Below are 18886 nucleotides of genomic sequence, written 5' to 3' on the forward strand. Positions count from 1 at the left end.
GAATGGTGCCCGAGGCCAGACTCGAACTGGCACGCTTTGTGGGCGGGGGATTTTAAATCCCCTGTGTCTACCGATTTCACCACTCGGGCTTTAACAAGATGGAGGCGGAGGTCGGAATCGAACCGGCGTCCACGGAGTTGCAGTCCGCTGCATGACCACTCTGCCACCCCGCCGCGTCTTGTTGATGCGTATATTAGCAAGCCCAGAAAAAAAAACAATAGTGTATTCATCTGTATGCGCATAAAAACATCATCTGGCGGAAAATATTTAAATTATTCATGTAGAATGTGCAAAATTGATTCATATCAACACTTGGGAGAAGTGCCGTGGCATTAGTTCTAGACGGTCGTGCATTGGCGAAGCAAATTGAAGCTGACTTGTTTACTCGCGTAGAAGCGCTGAAAGCAAAATCAGGTCGTACTCCAATTCTTGCGACGATTTTGGTAGGTGACGATGGTGCATCTGCAACTTATGTTCGCATGAAAGGCAATGCCTGCCGCCGTGTTGGTATGGATTCACTCAAAGTGGAACTTCCTAAAGAAACCACAACTGAAGAATTATTGGCTGAAATTGAAAAATTAAATGCAAATCCTGATGTGCACGGTATTCTGCTTCAGCACCCGGTTCCTGCGCAAATTGATGAGCGTGCCTGTTTCGATGCAATCTCGCTTGAAAAAGACGTAGATGGTGTCACTTGCCTGGGCTATGGTCGTATGGCAATGGGTGAGGCAGCCTATGGTTCAGCGACGCCTGCGGGTATTATGACTATCCTGAAAGAGAACAACATTGAAATCGCTGGTAAACATGCGGTAGTTGTAGGTCGTTCTGCAATTTTGGGTAAACCAATGGCTGCGATGCTGCTAGAAGCGAATGCAACCGTAACCATTTGCCATTCACGTACTCAAGATCTTGCAAGCTTTGTTAAGCAAGCAGATATCATTGTCGGTGCGGTAGGTAAAGCAGAATTAATTCAAAAAGACTGGATCAAACAAGGTGCAGTGGTTGTTGATGCTGGTTTCCATCCACGTGATGGCGGTGGTGTTGGTGATATCCAACTTGTTGGCATTGAAGAAATTGCTTCTGCTTATACCCCAGTTCCGGGTGGCGTAGGTCCAATGACGATTACTACTTTAATCCGTCAAACGGTTGAAGCTGCTGAGAAAGCGTTAGGTTAAGCCTATTCTCCCTCTCCCTGTGGGAAAGGGTTCGGGGTGAGGGTCTTAAAAATAATCCTCTCCCTAGCCCTCTCCTTTAAAAAGGAGAGGGAACTTTCTTTATTAATTTGACTTTCATATTTGAAACTAAAATTTTGCCTATCTAAGAATAAAAATCCAATGAGCTGTACCTTCCAATTCCCTAAAGCCCCTGAGCATTTACTCCAAGCCTTGCATGATGTGATTCCACACTGTGAGCTACATGCACAGCAATTGCCGGATACACCCATTTCCCTGTGGCTGATTCCGCCAGTATTCCCAACAGATAAGCTGGATGATGAGGTGATTCGTCGCATTTGGAATGATACACCATACTGGATCTTTTGCTGGGCCTCAGGCTTGGCGATGGCGCAGTGGCTATTGGCAGAGCCGCATCATGTTAAAGACAAAGTAGTTTTGGATTTTGGGGCGGGATCGGGCGTAGTTGCCATTGCGGCGAAAATGGCAGGTGCAAAACGTGTGATCTGCTGTGATATCGATCAAGTTAGTCTAGATGCCTGTCGTGCCAATGCAGAGCTAAATGATATCGAGCTTGAATATCTGGATGACCTATATAAGGCAGAGAAGGTGGATATTTTATTAGCCGCAGATGTGCTCTATGATCAATGTAACCGTTTCTTCCTGGATGAGTTTTTAAAATTTGCACCTGAGGTGTGGGTTGCAGACAGTCGGGTAAAAAACTTTAGTCATCCTCAATATGAAAAACTTGACGAGCGTAGTGCGACGACCTGGCCGGATTTGGATGAATCGCCCGAATTTCGTAATGTCAGTTTCTATAAAACACGTTAAATTTAAAAAATTAAAAAGGGCACTAGGCCCTTTTTGATTGTCTTACTCTGATTAAGTAACTAAGTATCAGATATTAAGAACAGGTATAACGAATAACCCGCATGGTCGTAGGGCGGGCTTCTAAAGCTTCGCGTGCACCCGGGTTCTCGCTATTATGTAAATCAGGCGTATTGCTCAAGCTGATTTGCGTGCGGCTATTACCCAGTTGGCGGCCATAGTTTTCCTGTTCCGCAGTTGGATTGGAAATTTCATTGGTGCTTAAAATCTGGATGTTGTAAGTTTTGGAATTTCCTAACACGTGTCTGCAAGCGGCTTGCAAGCGATTTTCATCCTGGCTTGGTCGTCCTGAGAGGGTGTAGCTCAGGGTTGCTGTATTGCCTGAACGTTCCAGAATTTCATAACCACTTTGTCCATTGAATTGATGGGGTGTGGTCTGACATGCACTCAGTATAAAACTGCTTGCAGCCACAGCCAAAATTACTGTTGTTCTTTTCATATTTATAGTTCCTGAAGTCTTGGTTTAAGTATGCCATATTTTGCTTAAGCAGCTGCTCTGGTCAATTGTGATCAATTGTTTAAACAGCCAATAAAAAAGGCCGCTTACGCGACCTTTTTTAAATTAAATCAGCAATTAAGCAGATTTAACCGCAGCAATAAGTTCTGCTTGACGAGTTTTTAACGCTTCCGGTAAACGCTCACCTAGCTTGTCGAACAATTCAGTATGGCTTTCAAGTTCTTTGATCCATTGATCTTTATCTTGAGAAGTTACTAGGTCAAATTGTTCTTTAGTGAAGTCAGAACCAGTCCAGTTCAGCTGTTCATAAGTAGGAACTAGGCCAATTGGTGTTTCAACAGCCTCAGCACGACCTTCACAACGGTCAATGATCCACTCAAGAACACGCATGTTTTGACCGAAACCAGGCCATACGAAGTTGCCTTCAGCATCACGACGGAACCAGTTCACGTTGTAGATACCTGGAAGTTTGTTGCCAGCAGCGGCAGCTTTCGCGCCCACTTGCTCGCCCATTTCTAACCAGTGCGTGAAGTAATCCGCCATGTTGTAGCCAGCGAATGGCAGCATCGCGAACGGGTCACGACGAACAACACCTTGTTGACCAACAGCAGCAGCAGTTGTTTCAGAGCCCATCGTTGCAGCTTTGTAAACACCGTCAACCCAGTCAAATGCTTCTGAAATTAGAGGCACAGTGTCTGCACGGCGACCACCGAAGATGAACGCAGAAATTGGCACGCCAGCTGGATTTTCCCAGTCAGCGTCAATAGAAGGGCATTGACCAGCTGCAACTGTGAAACGAGCATTTGGATGCGCTGCTTTTTCTTCGCCAGTGTGTGGTTGACCTTTCCAGTTAGTCAGGTTGGCAGGCGCTTCTTTAGTCAGACCTTCCCACCATACTTCACCGTTGTCAGTCACAGCGACGTTTGTATAAATCACGTCTTTGTGCATGGTTGCCATACAGTTCGGGTTGGTCTTGGTGTTGGTACCAGGCGCTACACCGAAGAAGCCAGCTTCAGGGTTGATTGCATATAAGCGACCGTCTTCACCTGGTTTGATCCAGGCAATATCGTCACCTACAGTTTCAATCTTCCAGCCTTCATAGCCAGCTGGTGGAATCAACATAGCGAAGTTTGTTTTACCACATGCAGATGGGAATGCAGCTGCGATGTAGTGTTTTTCGCCTTGTGGATTGGTCACGCCAAGGATCAGCATGTGTTCAGCTAACCAGCCTTGTTGACGACCCATAAATGATGCAATACGTAATGCCAGGCATTTTTTACCCAACAATGCGTTACCGCCATAACCAGAACCATAAGACCAGATCTCACGAGTTTCTGGGTAATGCACGATGTATTTTTCTTTGTTGCAAGGCCATGCAACATCTTTTTCGCCGTTCGCAAGCGGAGCACCTACAGTGTGTACGCAAGGAACGTATTCACCGTCAGTACCAAGAACGTCATAAACAGCTTTACCCATACGAGCCATTTTAGACATGCTTACTGCAACGTAAGGAGAGTCAGTTAACTCGATACCGATATGAGCGATATGAGAACCCAATGGACCCATTGAGAATGGAACCACATAAAGTGTACGACCTGCCATTGAACCGTCAAATAAACCGTTCAATTTTTCGCGCATGACAGCAGGTGCTTCCCAGTTGTTGGTCGCGCCAGCATCGTCTTTGTTTTCAGAACAGATGTAAGTACGATCTTCAACACGTGCTACGTCAGAAGGATCAGAATTTGTAAGATAAGAACCAGGATGAGTTTCTTGATTCAGCGCTTGCATTGTGCCGTTAGCGATCATCAAGTCGATATAACGTTGATATTCTTCTGCGCTACCGTCACACCATTCAATTTTTGCTGGTTTTGTTAATTTAGCAATCTCTTCCACCCAAGCAATAAGCTTAGGGTGACGAACGAATTCTGGTGCGTTCACTTGGGTCATGGTGAGGCCTATCTCAAATGTGTACAAATTAGATGTACAAAGTACAATCCGAGCAATAAAAAATATCGCCCAGATGAAATATGAAAAAAAGTGGCTGTATTAAAGCATAAAATGATAAAAAAAATAAGACCAAAGAAGTGCTAGATTTCTTTTGGAATATAATGCTATTTTATTTATAAATATAAGTAAAACAACAAGATAAAACTAAATATTTGAATTATTGATTCTATTTATTTAAATGATGGGTGGTATTTATTTTAAAAATTAATATTAAAATCATTATCTTAATTTTATAAGATCTCTAATATTCATTATTGATTAAATAAATGGTTGCCATTTGAATTTTACATAAAGCCACTGTTAATTGTCTATGAATTGGACAAAATGCCAATAGGCTTCAATGAAATTGCGCGAAAAATGTCTAATCAATCTAAACCCTTATCGCTAATTTTTAATCATAAAGCTGGTTTTCGCATACAGGGGCCAGAAGGCATTTATGAACAGCTGATCGATATATTTTCAGCACAGGGTTATCAAACTAAAGCTTATGAAATCAATGATTCACAGCAATTTGATAAAATTATGACTGAGGTGCTTGAACAGCATTTGGCATCTAGCGAGTCAGGAATTATCGTTGCAGCGGGCGGAGATGGCACTTTAAATACAGTCGCCAAACATGTGTTGAATACGCAAATTCCTGTCGGTATTTTGCCTTTAGGGACTTTTAACTATGTGGCCAGATTATTGGGGATTCCGCTGGATTTGCTTGAAGCGGCAAAAGTGATTGCGACAGGACAGCCACAACGTATGAATGTTGCTCGGATCAATCAGGAAATTTATCTGAATAATGCCAGTTTAGGTCTATATCCTTTATTTATTAACAAACGTGAAGACTATAATCGTATTTTTGGTCGCTTACCGCTACATGCCTATACCTCTGCACTGGATGTTCTGATTCGCGACCGTAAAGAATTAAAGCTAAAAATCTGGGTGGACCACAAGAAATATCCAGTGAAAACACCATTGATCTTTTTTGGCAATAATCCCTTGCAACTGGCGGATATGAAAATGCGCATTGCAGAAGCGGCTGAAAAAGGCAAAGTGGCGGGAGTTGTAGTTTCTAAAAGTGATAAGCTTACTTTATTTAAGCTAGTGTATCAGCTGATTCGTGGCAAGATTGACCAGGCATCGGATGTTTATAGTTTTGCAGCCGATCAAGTTCGAATCGAATCCCGAGCCAAGAAACTGATGGTAGCGATTGATGGGGAAATTGTGGAAATGGCCCCGCCACTCAATATTTCTGTATTAAAAGATAGCCTAAACGTAATGGTGTCACATGATCCTGCATCTGTCTGATCTGCATTTTGGAACAGAGAAGCCGGAGTGTTTAGAAGCGATTCGGCATTTCTGTCAGACCCATCCACTTGAAGCCGTCGTCATCAGTGGTGACCTGACTCAGCGCGCACGTTTGGGTCAATTCTTTGCCTGCAAAAAATTTTTAGATCAGCTCAATACGCCTTATATGGTGATCCCGGGGAATCATGATATTCCGCTCTATCATTTGTGGAATCGGCTTTTCAATCCATTTACCCGTTACCAGATTTTTTTTGGTGAATTGGAGCCAATATTTGAAACTGAAAATTTTTATCTGATTGGGGTGAATTCGATCCGACGTCGATATCATACCAAAGGGCATTTATCCCTTGAGCAGATTCAGCGTATTGACCTGACGCTGGCGCAGGCGCCTGCTTCCAAATTAAAAATCATTGTCAGCCATCAGCCTTTTTATGTGCCTTTTCAAAATAAGCGCGGTTTCAAGGACAGCCCATTGATGGCCAAAATTGCTTTAGAGGCCTGGGCAGAGCATGGTCTGTTTGCGGTGTTACATGGGCATCTGCATCAACCGGCGATTTATGATTTGAATCAGATGTTCGGATTGGGGATGGATCATCCTGTATATGATGTACATGCAGGGACTTCTGCGTCAAATCGTCTACATAAAGATGAACCGAACAGCTTTAATCTGATTGATGCCACAGGAAAAATTTCTCAATATTTATTCGATGAAGTGGCACAAGCCTTTATGTTGAAGGCTGATCTGCCGAATAAATAGACGAAAACCTATGATTCGTTAAAAAAAACCAATTTTTTTTCATTTTTGCCCTTGAAGCGTTTTATTCCATCTCCATAAAAGTGACATCAAAAATTTTTGATGATGACCCATGGAATAATTAAGTCGTCATCAGTGACCTAAAAAAGACTTAGTCTGATGGAGTTATTTATGAGCAACATTCGTCCATTACATGACCGCGTTGTTATTCGTCGTGTTGAAGAAGAAACTAAAACAGCTGGGGGCATTTTACTTCCAGGTTCGGCTGCTGAAAAACCTGCTCAAGGTGAAATCATTGCAGTTGGTAATGGTCAAATCACTGACAATGGCGTACGCGCGTTAGACGTAAAAGTTGGCGACAAAGTATTGTTCGGTACTTATGCAGGCACTACTGTAAAAGTAAACGGCGAAGAGCTTTTAATCATGAAAGAATCTGACATTTTAGCGGTATTAGAAGCTTAATCTGCGCTAAAAAGTTTTATTCGTTCCAAATCAGATTTTGTAAAGATACAACAATATTCGGAGTCAAATATGTCAGCTAAAGACGTAAAATTTGGTGATTCAGCTCGTTCAAAAATGATTGCTGGTGTAAACACCCTTGCAGATGCTGTAAAAGTTACGCTTGGTCCTAAAGGCCGTAACGTTGTCATCGACCGTTCTTTTGGTGCACCGCACATCACTAAAGATGGTGTCACTGTTGCCAAAGAAATTACGCTGAAAGACAAGTTCGAGAACATGGGTGCTCAACTGGTTCGTGAAGTTTCTTCAAAAACCAATGACATCGCAGGTGATGGTACAACGACTGCAACTGTATTGGCACAAGCAATTTTGAATGAAGGCATCAAGTCAGTAACAGCGGGTATGAACCCAATGGACTTGAAACGCGGTATCGATATTGCGGTACGTTCTGTTGTTGAGAATATCAAGGCAACTGCAAAACCAGCATCAGACTCTAAAGCGATTGAGCAAGTAGGTTCGATTTCTGCTAACTCTGACACGACTGTAGGTCAGCTGATTGCGCAAGCAATGGAAAAAGTGGGCAAAGAAGGCGTAATCACGGTTGAAGAAGGTTCAGGCTTCGAAGATTCGCTTGACGTAGTTGAAGGTATGCAGTTTGACCGCGGTTATATTTCTCCGTACTTCGCGAACAAGCAAGATACTTTAACAGCTGAACTTGAAAATCCATTCATTCTTCTTGTTGATAAAAAAATCAGCAATATTCGTGAGTTGATTACAGTACTTGAAGCTGTTGCTAAAACTGGCAAACCGCTTTTAATCATTTCTGAAGATGTTGAAGGCGAAGCGCTTGCGACACTTGTTGTCAACAACATGCGCGGTATTATCAAAGTATGTGCGGTGAAAGCACCTGGTTTTGGTGATCGTCGTAAAGCTATGCTTCAAGACATCGCGATCTTGACTGGCGGTACTGTGATTTCTGAAGAAATCGGCATGCAGCTGGATCAAACGACGCTTGATCACTTGGGTACAGCACATAAAGTAACTGTATCTAAAGAAAATACTGTAATTGTAGATGGTGCTGGTAATGCTGGCCAAATCGCTGACCGTGTACAGCAAATCCGTGCACAGATCGAAGAATCTACTTCAGAATATGACAAAGAAAAACTTCAAGAGCGTGTAGCGAAACTTGCTGGCGGTGTTGCTGTCATCAAAATCGGTGCTGCAACTGAAGTTGCAATGAAAGAGAAAAAAGACCGTGTAGATGACGCGCTTCATGCGACTCGCGCTGCGGTTGAAGAAGGTGTCGTTGCGGGTGGTGGTGTTGCACTAGTACGTGCTGCATCTGCACTTGAAGGCGTAACAGGCGCGAATGATGACCAAAACGTAGGTATCAACATTCTTCGTCGTGCGATTGAAGCACCGCTTCGTCAAATCGTATCTAACGCAGGTGATGAGCCTTCTGTAGTGATCAACGCTGTGAAGAATGGCGAAGGTAACTTCGGTTATAACGCTGCAACTGGCGAATATGGCGATATGCTGGAAATGGGTATTCTTGACCCTGCTAAAGTAACGCGTTCTGCACTTGAGCACGCCGCTTCTGTTGCTGGCTTGATGCTGACCACTGAATGCATGATCACTGAAATCCCAGAAGACAAACCTGCAATGCCTGATATGGGTGGCATGGGTGGTATGGGCGGCATGATGTAATTCATCATCCGAGCATTTCATAAAAAATCCCCGCAATAGCGGGGATTTTTTTATGCGTTTACAAAATTATGATGCGGACTTTTTAACTAATTTATAATTTAAATTACTGTCGATTTTTTTACCTGATTTCATCTCGCGTGCTTCAACAAAATTTTCACCAACAAAGAATTTACGGTTTTCAGCTTTGTTATCTAATGTGATGATTGAAGGATCTTGAGGGTCAAAACTGAAACTACCTTTAGTTTCCGTCTCATTATTTCCAGCTTTACCTAAATATTCCTCATTTAGCTCATAGGTTTTATCCGGATTGAGATCTAACTCGACCTTAATCCCTTCACAGTCAGCACAAGGAAAAACACCTTCGTATTCACCTGCCCAATCTAGCGAAGTTTCTGCGCTATCAGCACGGTTCACACTAGTATCCGCGTTATTTTGCTCCATCATGGCTGGGCTGGGTTGAGCATTATTACTCATCGGCTCATTATCATTGGGCTTTGAACAGGCGGTTAAAGCTCCTGCAAGAACGACTGCTATCGCAGCAGTAAGCGTTAATTTTTTCATTGTTTTAACCCTATTAAATTATTTGTTATGAATTACATTAAAAGTAGTCAGTACAGATAAATAGGGCAATCTTGTTAAAGTTTGATTCATTAGGTGAATGAGGCCAGAGTTATTGATAAGTGAGCAGGATTTAAGAATTTTTAGCCAAGTTTAAAGTCACTTTATGCTGTTTCGTTAACCAATTCTGAACGCTATGATTAGAAAATAATGATAATGCGGAGGGGATAATGAAATTAGAACAAGAAAATAATCTGATTGCAAAAATTTATGATGCTGCTGTATTGCCATCTTTATGGCTGGACGTGATCAAAGATATCGTGAGCTATACTAAGAGTAAGAGTGCAATTTTTACCGGTCTGGATCAGCTTAATCCAGGCTATGATTTTGTCTATACGCACAATATCCCGAATGAAAGTCTGGCTGCTTATCAAGATGAGCGTATCAGAGTGATTGATATGAAACTGCATATGCCCTTATGGAATGCGATCGAGATGGGCGATGCTTTAAGTCATAACTGTCAGCACTATGCAGAACAGCCGGGTACGGATCACTATGTGTTCTATGAGAAGTGTTTAAAGCCTGGCGGTGTATCTTATCTGGCGGGCGTATTGCTGGATCGGGGAAATTATCGTTGGGCAGTACTGGGTATTCATCGTGCACCTGAAGTACAGCCTTTTGAACAGCCTGAGCTGGATTTTTTAAGACGTATCAGTATCCATTTACGCCGGGCTTTGCAAATTCACCGGCAAATCAACTTGATTCAGCAAGATAATTTAAGCTTGTATACTGTATTGGATAGTTTAAAAACCGGAATTGTACTGCTCGATCAAGACCTGTGTTTAAGTTATTCCAATCCTGTTGCGCAAAAGATGCTTGATCAAAGTTCATGTCTGGATCTCGATATACATAACCGTCTAAAAACCAATTATGCTCAGCAGATACGTTTTGATCAGCTATTAGAAAGTGCTTTGCTGGAAGATACGACCATTCAGACTGAGGTGGGTGGAGTCTTGGCGTTGAGTGATGGGGCAGGCTCGCAATTTATGCTGACGGTGGTGCCATTTAAAAAATTAAGAAATATGCAGCATTTACAGTCTGCTCAGCATCAGATTGCCTTATTTATGACAGATAAAAATCAGCATTACTCCCTGTCAAGAGCTTACCTACAACAGTGTTACCAGCTTTCCAAACGAGAGTTTGATTTATGCGAGTTGTTAATTAATGGTTATAAAATAGAAGATATTGCAGAACAGTGTGGCATTACGTTGAGTTCGGTACGGACGTATTTTAAAAATATTTATGAAAAAACCCAATGTTGTTCGCAAATCGAACTGATGCATTTATTGATAGGCTGTACCATTCAATTTGAACATATTGATTAAACCGGCCTGAATTTCATATTCAAGCCGGTTTATATGGGTTATTTAACACGTTGTAAAGTTACAGAATCTTCACCTTGCGGATGTAAGATAAGATTGTTGTTAGATATATTGATGCTTGCAATTGTCTTACTGCCATTTGAACTATCTTGTAATCCACCACACTCGTTGGTATCGAATAATACCTCGGTTGTGGTGAGAGTATTTGCTGACAATGTATATTTGCCATATTCAATCCCTGGCCAACCACAGTCATCTCCACCTTCAGTGTCTAGGAAGAAATAATAGTTGTTATCAAAGAAAGCAAATAGATGTGTTTCATTAAGTCGCCACGTGCCGACGAGACTATTAGACTGCTTAACTCGATTTAAACGGTATTCAGTACTAACGCCGGGTTCAGTAAGAATTAATTGAGTTCCATTAAAGTTTAAAGAATAAGGTTTATTCTCGGCAGGATGTGAAAGTCCCCATTCACCATTGGTGTCATGTAGGATTTCCGGTTCAATCACGGTTGTTGTTGCATTCCATTTTAAGCGGCCCATTTCAATGCCTGCTTGACCACTCTCATCTTTTGCTTCTGCTTCACCTAGTGCATAGCGTCCATCTTCCAGAATGTGAATCAACACAGCAGTGTTATCGGTACGGTTAATCTCCCACGTACCGGCAATATCTTTATAGAAGGTCATTTGGAAGTTTTCTGAAGCTTTTTCTGGTGTTATCAACTGATCTGGTGTGATGGCTGTTTTGGTGACAACTTCATTTACGAAGTCGGTGGTACTTTGGTTAAAATTAAGCTTTACAGCAGTGAAGGCTGTTTTAGTGTCATCACTAATCTGAATGCCATCGCTATGATCACCTTTTCCATCTAAGGATTGTAAAAAAACCATAAGGTTGATACGCGCATTTTCACTTTCGACTAAATCTAATGGTGTGATACGCTCCTTTGCTTCAATTTCATCACCGAGTTGTACACCCCCAATAAAGAATTTTACTTTTTCATCATCATTAAATTTAAATTCTCCTTTTTCGTTGGTAACTCCTGTTGCACCACTACTGGTGATATAGGTCACCCCTGAAATGATTCCGTCCGTCAGTACGCCGGTTTGGGTGCCAACATTGTTTGCTGGAGGTGTACTGGCATTATCATCCGAACCGCCGCAGGCACTAAGTAACCCCGCTAAAGCAATACAAAGTAAAGTCTTTTTCATTAGAATCTTCCTGAAATTTATAATGTGGATTCAGTATAAAAAGACCCTCGTTTTTGCCATATCCGAAAATTAGGAGGTCAAGAGCTTTTTAATGCATGGATCCTTTAAATTAGAAAGAAATTTCTATTGATATTGGGAAGCAATCTGAACTATCCGTAAATTGATGTATGAGATAAGTTGAAAGGTGGCAAAAATAATCAACTATTCATTTAAAAATTCTAATTATACAAATATAGATTAACTGTTTATTTATTGATCATAGAGCACTATCTATATTTGCCGAGGTTGCTAAAATTCGCGCAATTTTGAATAGAATTGGTGCGTGACGTGTTTGAGAAGTTAGCAGAACAAAGCCTGAGGCTGATGGGTTGGGAAATTGATAACCATTGGCCCCTAGATTTAGACCAATGTGTCATGATTGCTGCTCCTCATACCAGTAATTGGGATGCACTGTATGCGCGACTGGCCTTAAAAGCATTAGGTGTGAATGTTCGCTTAACCATTAAAGACAGTTATATGAAATTGCCATTTGGACCTTTTGTACGTGCTATGGGCGGTATCGGGATCGATCGCCGTCCTAAACAGCCGGGGGAGCCTCGTCCGAGTATGGTTCAGGTGATGACGGAATTATTCAAGACCCATCCTAAACTGGTGATGCTGGTCACGCCAGAAGCGACTCGTGCTAAACAGGAACAGTGGAAGACAGGTTTTTATCATGTCGCGATTAATGCAGGTGTGCCGATTGCATTGGCCTATATGGATTATGAGAAGAAGAAAACTGGTGTAGGTAAAATTGTTTATCCGACAGGGGATTATGAAAAAGACATGGCAGAAATCATGGCATTTTATGCAGAGATTCAGCCAAAATTCCCTGAATGCTTCAGCGTAGATCAGCGCTATTATCAGAATTAAAATTGAGTTGAAAAAAAGCAGGAAAATTCTCCTGCTTTTTTATTGCCTAATCATCATGAAGATTGACAGACTTAAGAGGCATGTTCAGAAGCGGGTAAAATTCCACCCAGATTTTGGCAGGCATCTTTATAAAGATCATATTGTTGCTCCACCACTTCATGCAGTGGCAGGTCAAACAGCTCTTCACCTTGATGATACTGTTTGATATAAGACTCGACTTTGGATTTGCTGCCATACAACATCTGCTGATAATAGTCGGTCATACTGCTATGTGGCATTTGGGCGGTATCTACCTTGGCACAATGGAAATTTTGCAGTAATTGTTCTGATTTTTTCAAATCGCTGGACATACAACCTGCCAGTAGCAAGGTACTGAGCAATGTCGTGATAAATTTCATGGAAAGTAGACTAAAGGCTTTATGGGAGCGCACTATTGTAGAAGTAAAACCCGGTCACAAAACCTTTTTAATCTACCAAATGGTTAAAAAATAGAACAACAGAATTTGAAAATTCAAGTCCATTCTCTAAACATTTAACCTTTGACCAGCCCGCCATCTACAATCAGGTTTTGTCCTGTGACGGCACGTGAATAAGGTGACAAAAACATCAGGATTGCAGCAGCAAATTCTTCTGGTGTAATTACGCGGCGTAAAGGCGTCGATTGAGCAATCAGGTCAAAGACAATGTCAGGTGTGGCCTTACTGGCATCCGTGGTTTGTAACAGGCCACCAGAGAGCATATTCACATTGATGCCATATTGTCCCAAGTCCTGCGCCGTGGTGCGGGTAAAGGCCAATAATGCAGCTTTGGCGGTGGTATAGTCATGATAAGGAACCACCGGATTTTGCACCAGGTTTGTACCAATATTCACGATCCGGCCAAACCCTGCCTGTTTCATATCATCCAGTGCGGCTTGTGTAGTATTTAAGGCAGCCTGTACTGCACCGCTAAATTGCCGTTGCAACATATCCCAAGTCAGCGTTTCTACTTTAGGGCGTGCATCACCATTAAATTCAAATTGAATCAGTGCGTTATTGATTACAGCATGAATCGCTTCCCCGAAATGGGTTTTAGCTGCGGCAAATAAAGCGCGGACCTGATCAGTTTGAGTGACATCTGCCTGATAAATAAATACCTGTTCAGGATACTGCTGGGCCATCTGTTCAGCTTGCTGCTGACTGCTATGATAATTGACGACCACGCGCGTGCCCTCAGCCAGTAAAGCCTGAGTAATGGCTAAACCCAAACCACGTGCACCACCAGTAACAAGAACAATCTGATCACGAATCTGCATAATGATGATCTATATTTACAAAGATTGGCCTTAACATAGCAGTTATTTCAACGGATTCAAGCTTTAGCGGGGAAGACAGACTCGGCTTGATCTTGTGTTTAAATGAATTGGGACGCTAATAGAAAACAGCCTGCACTAAAGAGTAAACTTAAGATCATGCGTTTGAACAGTAATTCCGAAATTTTATAAAATAGTTTTGCGCCTAAAATTGCCGGAATACTCACAAAAACAATCAGCAAGGCCATATAGGGTAAATGGCTTTGATTGATCAGGCCTTGCCATACATAAGTACCCAGCGTGAAAAGCTGAATTGCAAAATTAAAGTGCCGTAAAATATAGCGCTGCTGGGTTTTGGGTAATTGTTTTAACATCACCCAGGCCGAAGGAATGGCACCGCAAAAACCGCCCAGTCCTCCTAAAATTCCGCCAATAAAACCGATGCAGCTATCAGTCAATTTTCCTGAATGCTGAATTGTTTTGAATTGCGGATTGAATAGCATCACCGGACACCACAGTACCAGAAAAAATCCCAAGATCATCTTAAAGGTATCTGCTTGAATGATCTGCAACAGATAAGTACCCAGCGGCACGCCAATCAGACCAGCAATCAGATAAGGCAGCACCAACTGCCTGGATAAAACTAGCTGCTTTTTTTCCTGACTGAGTGAAATCACATGACTCCAGATCGAGGCAAATACCAGCAAGGGCGCGGCCAGTTGCGGAGGCAGCACCCAGACCCAGAAAGACATGGCGATCAGGGCAAAGGCAAAGCCGGTCAGCCCCTGGACAAAACCTGCGACCATTGCACCAAGAATAAATAACAGCCAAGTCATAAAGATCAGGTCATAAGCAAAGGCAGCAGTATTCTCAAGATTTAAACAAAAGCCAAGCTTCCATTTAGCTGGATTTATGCAAATGAAAGTTCAAATTCTCATAAAAGCATGAATGCTAATTAAGAAAAAAGAGGTTTACGGTCATGCATAAAACATGCATAAATCTCTACAAGAGTGCAACAATGGCTCCGTTCACTCTCCATGAACTCGCCTGATACTGACAGAGTGCAGTAAGAGGTGATGGACATGATGAAAAAAGTGATATTACTTTCTGTATTGGCTGTGTCATTAACCGGTTGTGTGGTTGATCCTTGGGATGATGATTATCGTGGAAACAGAGATCGTAATGGACATTATGATCGAGACCACAGAAATCATGACTGGAAAAATAAGGACCATAAAGATCATCGGGATTGGAAACGTGACCGAGATAACCGCGACTGGCGCCGTGATCGTTAATCACAGTCTTTAAATTTGACTGACTACAATGACAAAAAGGATTCCACTGAGGAATCCTTTTTTAATGGCTCTTCAAAACAATTTAAATCAAGAAATACTTTTTTGATAAAGCCCCGCACGAACTGTACCGGCTTTGGTGTTTTTAATTAAACGCCATGAGGACGGTAATTTAAGTAATTGTAAATCACGATCTGCTTCTACATAAATATAGGCATTGTCCTTGATCAGAGGATCTGCCTTTAGCGCTAGTTCTTCCCATAAATCCAAGCTATATGGCGGATCTAGAAAAACCAGATCAAACTGTGCCTGAAGGGTAGACAAAGCTTGCTGCGCCGTAGCCACTTTTAATTGTGCACGTGCTTTGGTGACTTTTAAAAGTTCCAGATTTTGGGTCAGAAATTGTGCCTGAGTACGATCCGGCTCAATCATCACCACTGATGCAGCACCACGCGATAATGCCTCAAACGCCAATGCCCCAGAACCGGCACAAATATCCAACACCTGGGCATTTTGTACATCCCACATCAGCCAATTAAACAGTGTTTCCCGAACACGGTCAGGCGTCGGGCGCAAACCCTCAATGCTGGCAAAAGGCAGTTGGCGGCGTTTCCAGTCACCACCAATAATTCGAAGCTGGTTTTTCATCTTTAATCTCGCTCTACCGGTGTCGGAGCAGGTGTTGCTGCGGGAGATGCAGCCGTATTTGCAGAAGTCGGAGCAGCATTGTCGGGCTGGTCACTGGCTGGAACGGCACTAGATGCTGCATCCTGACTCAACATGCCTGCACCACTTGGCAATTCAGCTGGCTTGATTCCGGCCGTCATCAGACCACCACTTAATTGGTGGCCTTGTGGGCGTACCGGATTTTTATCTTTATGCAGTAACCAGTAATCAAAAATTGGACGGGCCAGAGCCGTTGCGGCACTACCACCGCGACCATTTTCCAGAATAACTGCAATCGCGATTTCAGGATTTTCAGCAGGTGCAAAACCGACAAACAGGCCATGATCCAGCTGACGGTCAGTCAATAAGGATTCATTATAGCGCTTGCCCTGAGCAATACTTTTTACCTGTGCCGTACCGGTTTTTCCGGCAATAGAATATTGTAAGCCGCTTTTGATGCCTCGGCCTGTACCGGATTGAATTACGTCCACCATCGCATCACGCATTTTGATCCAGTCTTCTTCCTGACCATTAAAATCGATCTTGCCATGCGTGCCATTATGCACCTTGAACGGTTTGGCACCGCGACTTTCGCGCAGAACATGGGGAATGACTTTATTGCCATGGTTGGCGGTAATGGCTGTGGCCATAGCCAGCTGCAATGGCGTTGAAGTAAAAGCACCCTGACCAATACTGACAGAAATGGTTTCACCACGTGACCATTTGGCCTTGCGGGTACGCATTTTCCATTCCGGGTTTGGATACAGTCCTGAGCTTTCACTTGGTAAGTCCACGCCGGTTTTTTCCCCAAAGCCAAACTGACGCATCCAGGTATTCATTTTTTCAATACCCATGCGGTAGGACATGACATAGAAATAAGTATCACAGGAGACGACTTGGGCCTTATGCATATTCACTGCGCCATGCCCGGATTTTTTATGGTCACGGAAACGGTGACTGTCTCCCGGCAGGCTGAAATAACCCGGATCAGAAATAGTGGTATCCCAGTCCACCAAACCATGATGCAGACCACCGAGTGCAAACATTGGTTTAATAGTAGAGCCAGGCGGATAAACCCCTTGCACGGCACGGTTATATAAAGGTTGATCAAGGTTATCACGCAGGAACGAATAATCTTTGGTGCTGATCCCGGTCACAAACAGGTTAGGGTTAAAACTTGGACTGGAGACCAGCGCCAGAATTTCCCCGGTTTTGGGATTCATCGCCACAATCGCGCCACGACGCCCGGCCAGTTGCTCCGAAGCGACTACCTGCAAGCCGTAATCCAGTGACAGGAACAGATCATTACCACGTACCGGATCTTTACGGCCCAAATGACGCAGCACATTACCAAAGGCATCGGCCTCTACCGATTCATTTCCTGGCACACCATGCAGCAGCTCTTCATAGGATTTTTCCACCCCGATCTTTCCAATCAGGTTGGTTCCGGCATAGAGATCCTTATCAATGGCTTTCAGTTCTTTGTCATTAATACGACCGACATAACCGATCACATGTGCGAACAGATCGCCATGCGGATAGTAGCGGGTCATCTGGGTTTCAATATTCACGCCCGGAAACTGATATTTAACTTCACTAAAACGGGCAATATCATTTTCGTTCAGATTGAGCTTGATTGAAACCCGTTCGGTTTTACGCGCTGTTTTAATCCGGGTTTGAAAGCGTTCCAGGTCTTCTTCGGTCAGTTCCAGAATCGGTTTGAGGCGTTCGAGCGTTTGATCGATATCCTGTACGTCGGCACGACTTAAAGTGGCAGTAAATACCGGATAGTTATCGGCCAGCAGAACGCCGTTTCGGTCATAAATATAACCGCGCGCTGGGGGGAGGGGTTGCAGACGAATCCGGTTTTCATCAGAAGCTGTAGTAAAGCTTTCAAAGTTGAACAGTTGCAAATAGGCATAGCGGCTGACCAGCAGCAGCATAAAGAAAATGACAATACCCATGGAGATCAAGACTCGACTGCGATAGATGCGCTTTTCTTGTTGTGCATTTTTTAAAGGAAAGTGCTGCTTCATACGCGATCGACTTAAGACCTGAGAGTGGTAGAAAAGAATCAAAGTGGAGTATTCTAACGCAACTGCACTTGATTTGATAATGAAAAACTGCCCTTACAATCAGTTCCTTTAAGCTTTGACTTTGCAGACATTAAAATTGTAAAGTGCTGTATATAAGAGTTGTGATAATTCTGCTAGAGTAAAATCTAATAAAAATAGGACTATACCAAAAACTATAATTAAGGAAGATGGTGAAGGAATGAACAAGGTTTACCCTTTGTTAGCGTTTGCATTGTGGGCGAACGGGGCTTATGCACATGATCAGATTAATAATACTGCAACCAAAATAGAGCCTGCTCAGGCAAAAGCCTTTAATGTGGGTGTTGGTTTTACCCAGAAATTACTGCATTTAAATACCGAATGGGTGAACCCTTATGGGATTGCTTATGTGAAAGGTGGTGTTTTTCTGGATGATGATCGTACGATTGGCGGCCAGGCAGGCTTTCGTTATCCTGCACATCTCACCGGTAAAGATAAAAATGGTTATTATGTCGGGGTTTATGCCGGTCATATCGACAGCAAACAGGTTGATGGCGAGTATGAAGGCCGTTTAGGTGCTGGTGTTGATTTGGCCTATGTTTTGCTTAGTTCAGAACGGATCAGCAGTTTTAGTATCGGGATCGGTGCCGGAGAGAAACTCGAAGACCGAAATGGTCGTGCTGTGGCTGAAACAGAACCCCGGCTACAATTTTCCTATACTTTAAGTATCGGTTTATAGACAAAATATTCGACCTTATTAATATGTGTATTCTGTGAACAAAA

19 protein-coding genes and 2 tRNA genes are annotated in these 18886 nt (G+C 42.9%); 10 read left to right on the forward strand and 11 right to left on the reverse strand.

The genetic code is table 11. The features are described from left to right. Positions 1-3 precede the first annotated feature (3 nt). Both F893_RS06875 and F893_RS06880 read right to left on the reverse strand, forming a co-directional pair. Positions 4-89, reverse strand: a tRNA-Leu gene (locus F893_RS06875). A gap of 10 nt (positions 90-99) precedes the next feature. Further along, positions 100-173 (reverse strand) — tRNA-Cys (locus tag F893_RS06880). A gap of 153 nt (positions 174-326) precedes the next feature. Here F893_RS06880 and folD point away from each other — a divergent pair. Beyond that, positions 327-1175: a bifunctional methylenetetrahydrofolate dehydrogenase/methenyltetrahydrofolate cyclohydrolase FolD gene (folD, locus tag F893_RS06885; protein WP_004646309.1), complete on the forward strand. Its 849-nt coding sequence runs from the start codon at positions 327-329 to the stop codon at positions 1173-1175. A gap of 159 nt (positions 1176-1334) precedes the next feature. Next, positions 1335-2003 (forward strand): class I SAM-dependent methyltransferase, encoded by a 669-nt coding sequence (locus tag F893_RS06890; protein ID WP_004730236.1) that lies wholly within the window; start codon positions 1335-1337, stop codon positions 2001-2003. A 73-nt stretch (positions 2004-2076) separates the two neighbouring features. Here F893_RS06890 and F893_RS06895 read toward each other — a convergent pair whose 3' ends face one another. Together F893_RS06895 and F893_RS06900 are read right to left on the reverse strand one after the other, a co-directional pair. Next, positions 2077-2499, reverse strand: a complete 423-nt coding sequence (locus F893_RS06895) for a hypothetical protein (protein WP_004730234.1) — start codon at positions 2497-2499, stop codon at positions 2077-2079. A 135-nt stretch (positions 2500-2634) separates the two neighbouring features. Further along, positions 2635-4464, reverse strand: a complete 1830-nt coding sequence (locus F893_RS06900) for a phosphoenolpyruvate carboxykinase (GTP) (RefSeq protein ID WP_005251294.1) — start codon at positions 4462-4464, stop codon at positions 2635-2637. Between the two features lie 417 nt (positions 4465-4881). Between F893_RS06900 and F893_RS06905 the strand changes: the two genes are divergently transcribed. The 4 genes from F893_RS06905 (at position 4882) to groL (ending at position 8740) form a co-directional block, all read left to right on the forward strand. Beyond that, positions 4882-5820 carry a diacylglycerol/lipid kinase family protein gene (locus F893_RS06905; RefSeq protein WP_034436356.1) on the forward strand — a complete coding sequence of 313 codons (939 nt, stop codon included), beginning with the start codon at positions 4882-4884 and terminating at the stop codon, positions 5818-5820. After that, the gene (locus F893_RS06910) at positions 5801-6577 is read left to right on the forward strand and encodes a metallophosphoesterase family protein (protein ID WP_004646314.1); all 777 of its coding nucleotides are present in this window, start codon (positions 5801-5803) and stop codon (positions 6575-6577) included. Before F893_RS06905 ends, F893_RS06910 begins: the two co-directional genes overlap by 20 nt. Before the next feature lie 168 nt (positions 6578-6745). Next, on the forward strand, positions 6746-7036 hold the full coding sequence (locus F893_RS06915; protein ID WP_004646315.1) for a co-chaperone GroES: 291 nt from the start codon (positions 6746-6748) through the stop codon (positions 7034-7036). Positions 7037-7105: 69 nt separating this feature from the next. Then, on the forward strand, positions 7106-8740 hold the full coding sequence (gene groL / locus F893_RS06920) for a chaperonin GroEL (RefSeq protein ID WP_004279474.1): 1635 nt from the start codon (positions 7106-7108) through the stop codon (positions 8738-8740). 66 nt (positions 8741-8806) lie between these two features. On the opposite strand, the gene F893_RS06925 is transcribed toward groL, so the two are convergent. Next, positions 8807-9301, reverse strand: coding sequence for a copper resistance protein NlpE (locus F893_RS06925; protein ID WP_004279475.1), 495 nt, complete (start codon positions 9299-9301; stop codon positions 8807-8809). A 227-nt stretch (positions 9302-9528) separates the two neighbouring features. Here F893_RS06925 and F893_RS06930 point away from each other — a divergent pair, with 227 nt between their 5' ends. Next, positions 9529-10683 carry a LuxR C-terminal-related transcriptional regulator gene (locus tag F893_RS06930; protein ID WP_004730227.1) on the forward strand — a complete coding sequence of 385 codons (1155 nt, stop codon included), beginning with the start codon at positions 9529-9531 and terminating at the stop codon, positions 10681-10683. Positions 10684-10721: 38 nt separating this feature from the next. Here F893_RS06930 and F893_RS06935 read toward each other — a convergent pair whose 3' ends face one another. Then, positions 10722-11888, reverse strand: a complete 1167-nt coding sequence (locus F893_RS06935) for a hypothetical protein (RefSeq protein WP_004279478.1) — start codon at positions 11886-11888, stop codon at positions 10722-10724. A gap of 363 nt (positions 11889-12251) precedes the next feature. Here F893_RS06935 and F893_RS06940 point away from each other — a divergent pair, with 363 nt between their 5' ends. Continuing rightward, positions 12252-12800: a 1-acyl-sn-glycerol-3-phosphate acyltransferase gene (locus F893_RS06940; protein WP_004730226.1), complete on the forward strand. Its 549-nt coding sequence runs from the start codon at positions 12252-12254 to the stop codon at positions 12798-12800. A gap of 71 nt (positions 12801-12871) precedes the next feature. On the opposite strand, the gene F893_RS06945 is transcribed toward F893_RS06940, so the two are convergent. From F893_RS06945 to F893_RS06955, 3 genes are all read right to left on the reverse strand, one after another. Then, entirely contained in the window at positions 12872-13198 is a 327-nt protein-coding gene (locus F893_RS06945) for a hypothetical protein (RefSeq protein ID WP_004279480.1), read from the reverse strand. A gap of 134 nt (positions 13199-13332) precedes the next feature. Further along, positions 13333-14094, reverse strand: a complete 762-nt coding sequence (locus F893_RS06950) for a 3-oxoacyl-ACP reductase (protein ID WP_004279481.1) — start codon at positions 14092-14094, stop codon at positions 13333-13335. A 98-nt stretch (positions 14095-14192) separates the two neighbouring features. Then, on the reverse strand, positions 14193-14927 hold the full coding sequence (locus F893_RS06955; protein ID WP_004730222.1) for a sulfite exporter TauE/SafE family protein: 735 nt from the start codon (positions 14925-14927) through the stop codon (positions 14193-14195). A 246-nt stretch (positions 14928-15173) separates the two neighbouring features. Here F893_RS06955 and F893_RS06960 point away from each other — a divergent pair, with 246 nt between their 5' ends. After that, positions 15174-15386 (forward strand): hypothetical protein, encoded by a 213-nt coding sequence (locus F893_RS06960; RefSeq protein WP_004646324.1) that lies wholly within the window; start codon positions 15174-15176, stop codon positions 15384-15386. A gap of 87 nt (positions 15387-15473) precedes the next feature. On the opposite strand, the gene rsmD is transcribed toward F893_RS06960, so the two are convergent. Beyond that, positions 15474-16031, reverse strand: coding sequence for a 16S rRNA (guanine(966)-N(2))-methyltransferase RsmD (rsmD, locus tag F893_RS06965; protein WP_004279484.1), 558 nt, complete (start codon positions 16029-16031; stop codon positions 15474-15476). Positions 16032-16033: 2 nt separating this feature from the next. After that, positions 16034-18085: a penicillin-binding protein 2 gene (gene mrdA, locus F893_RS06970; RefSeq protein WP_004279485.1), complete on the reverse strand. Its 2052-nt coding sequence runs from the start codon at positions 18083-18085 to the stop codon at positions 16034-16036. Positions 18086-18323: 238 nt separating this feature from the next. On the opposite strand from mrdA, the gene F893_RS06975 reads away from it, so the two are divergent. Continuing rightward, complete coding sequence (locus tag F893_RS06975) at positions 18324-18842, forward strand: hypothetical protein (protein ID WP_004279486.1); 519 nt, start codon at positions 18324-18326, stop codon at positions 18840-18842. The last annotated feature ends 44 nt before the right edge of the window (positions 18843-18886 follow it).

It is taken from the genome of Acinetobacter sp. CIP 102136, from assembly GCF_000369685.1.
Classification (GTDB): Bacteria; Pseudomonadota; Gammaproteobacteria; order Pseudomonadales; family Moraxellaceae; genus Acinetobacter; species Acinetobacter fasciculus.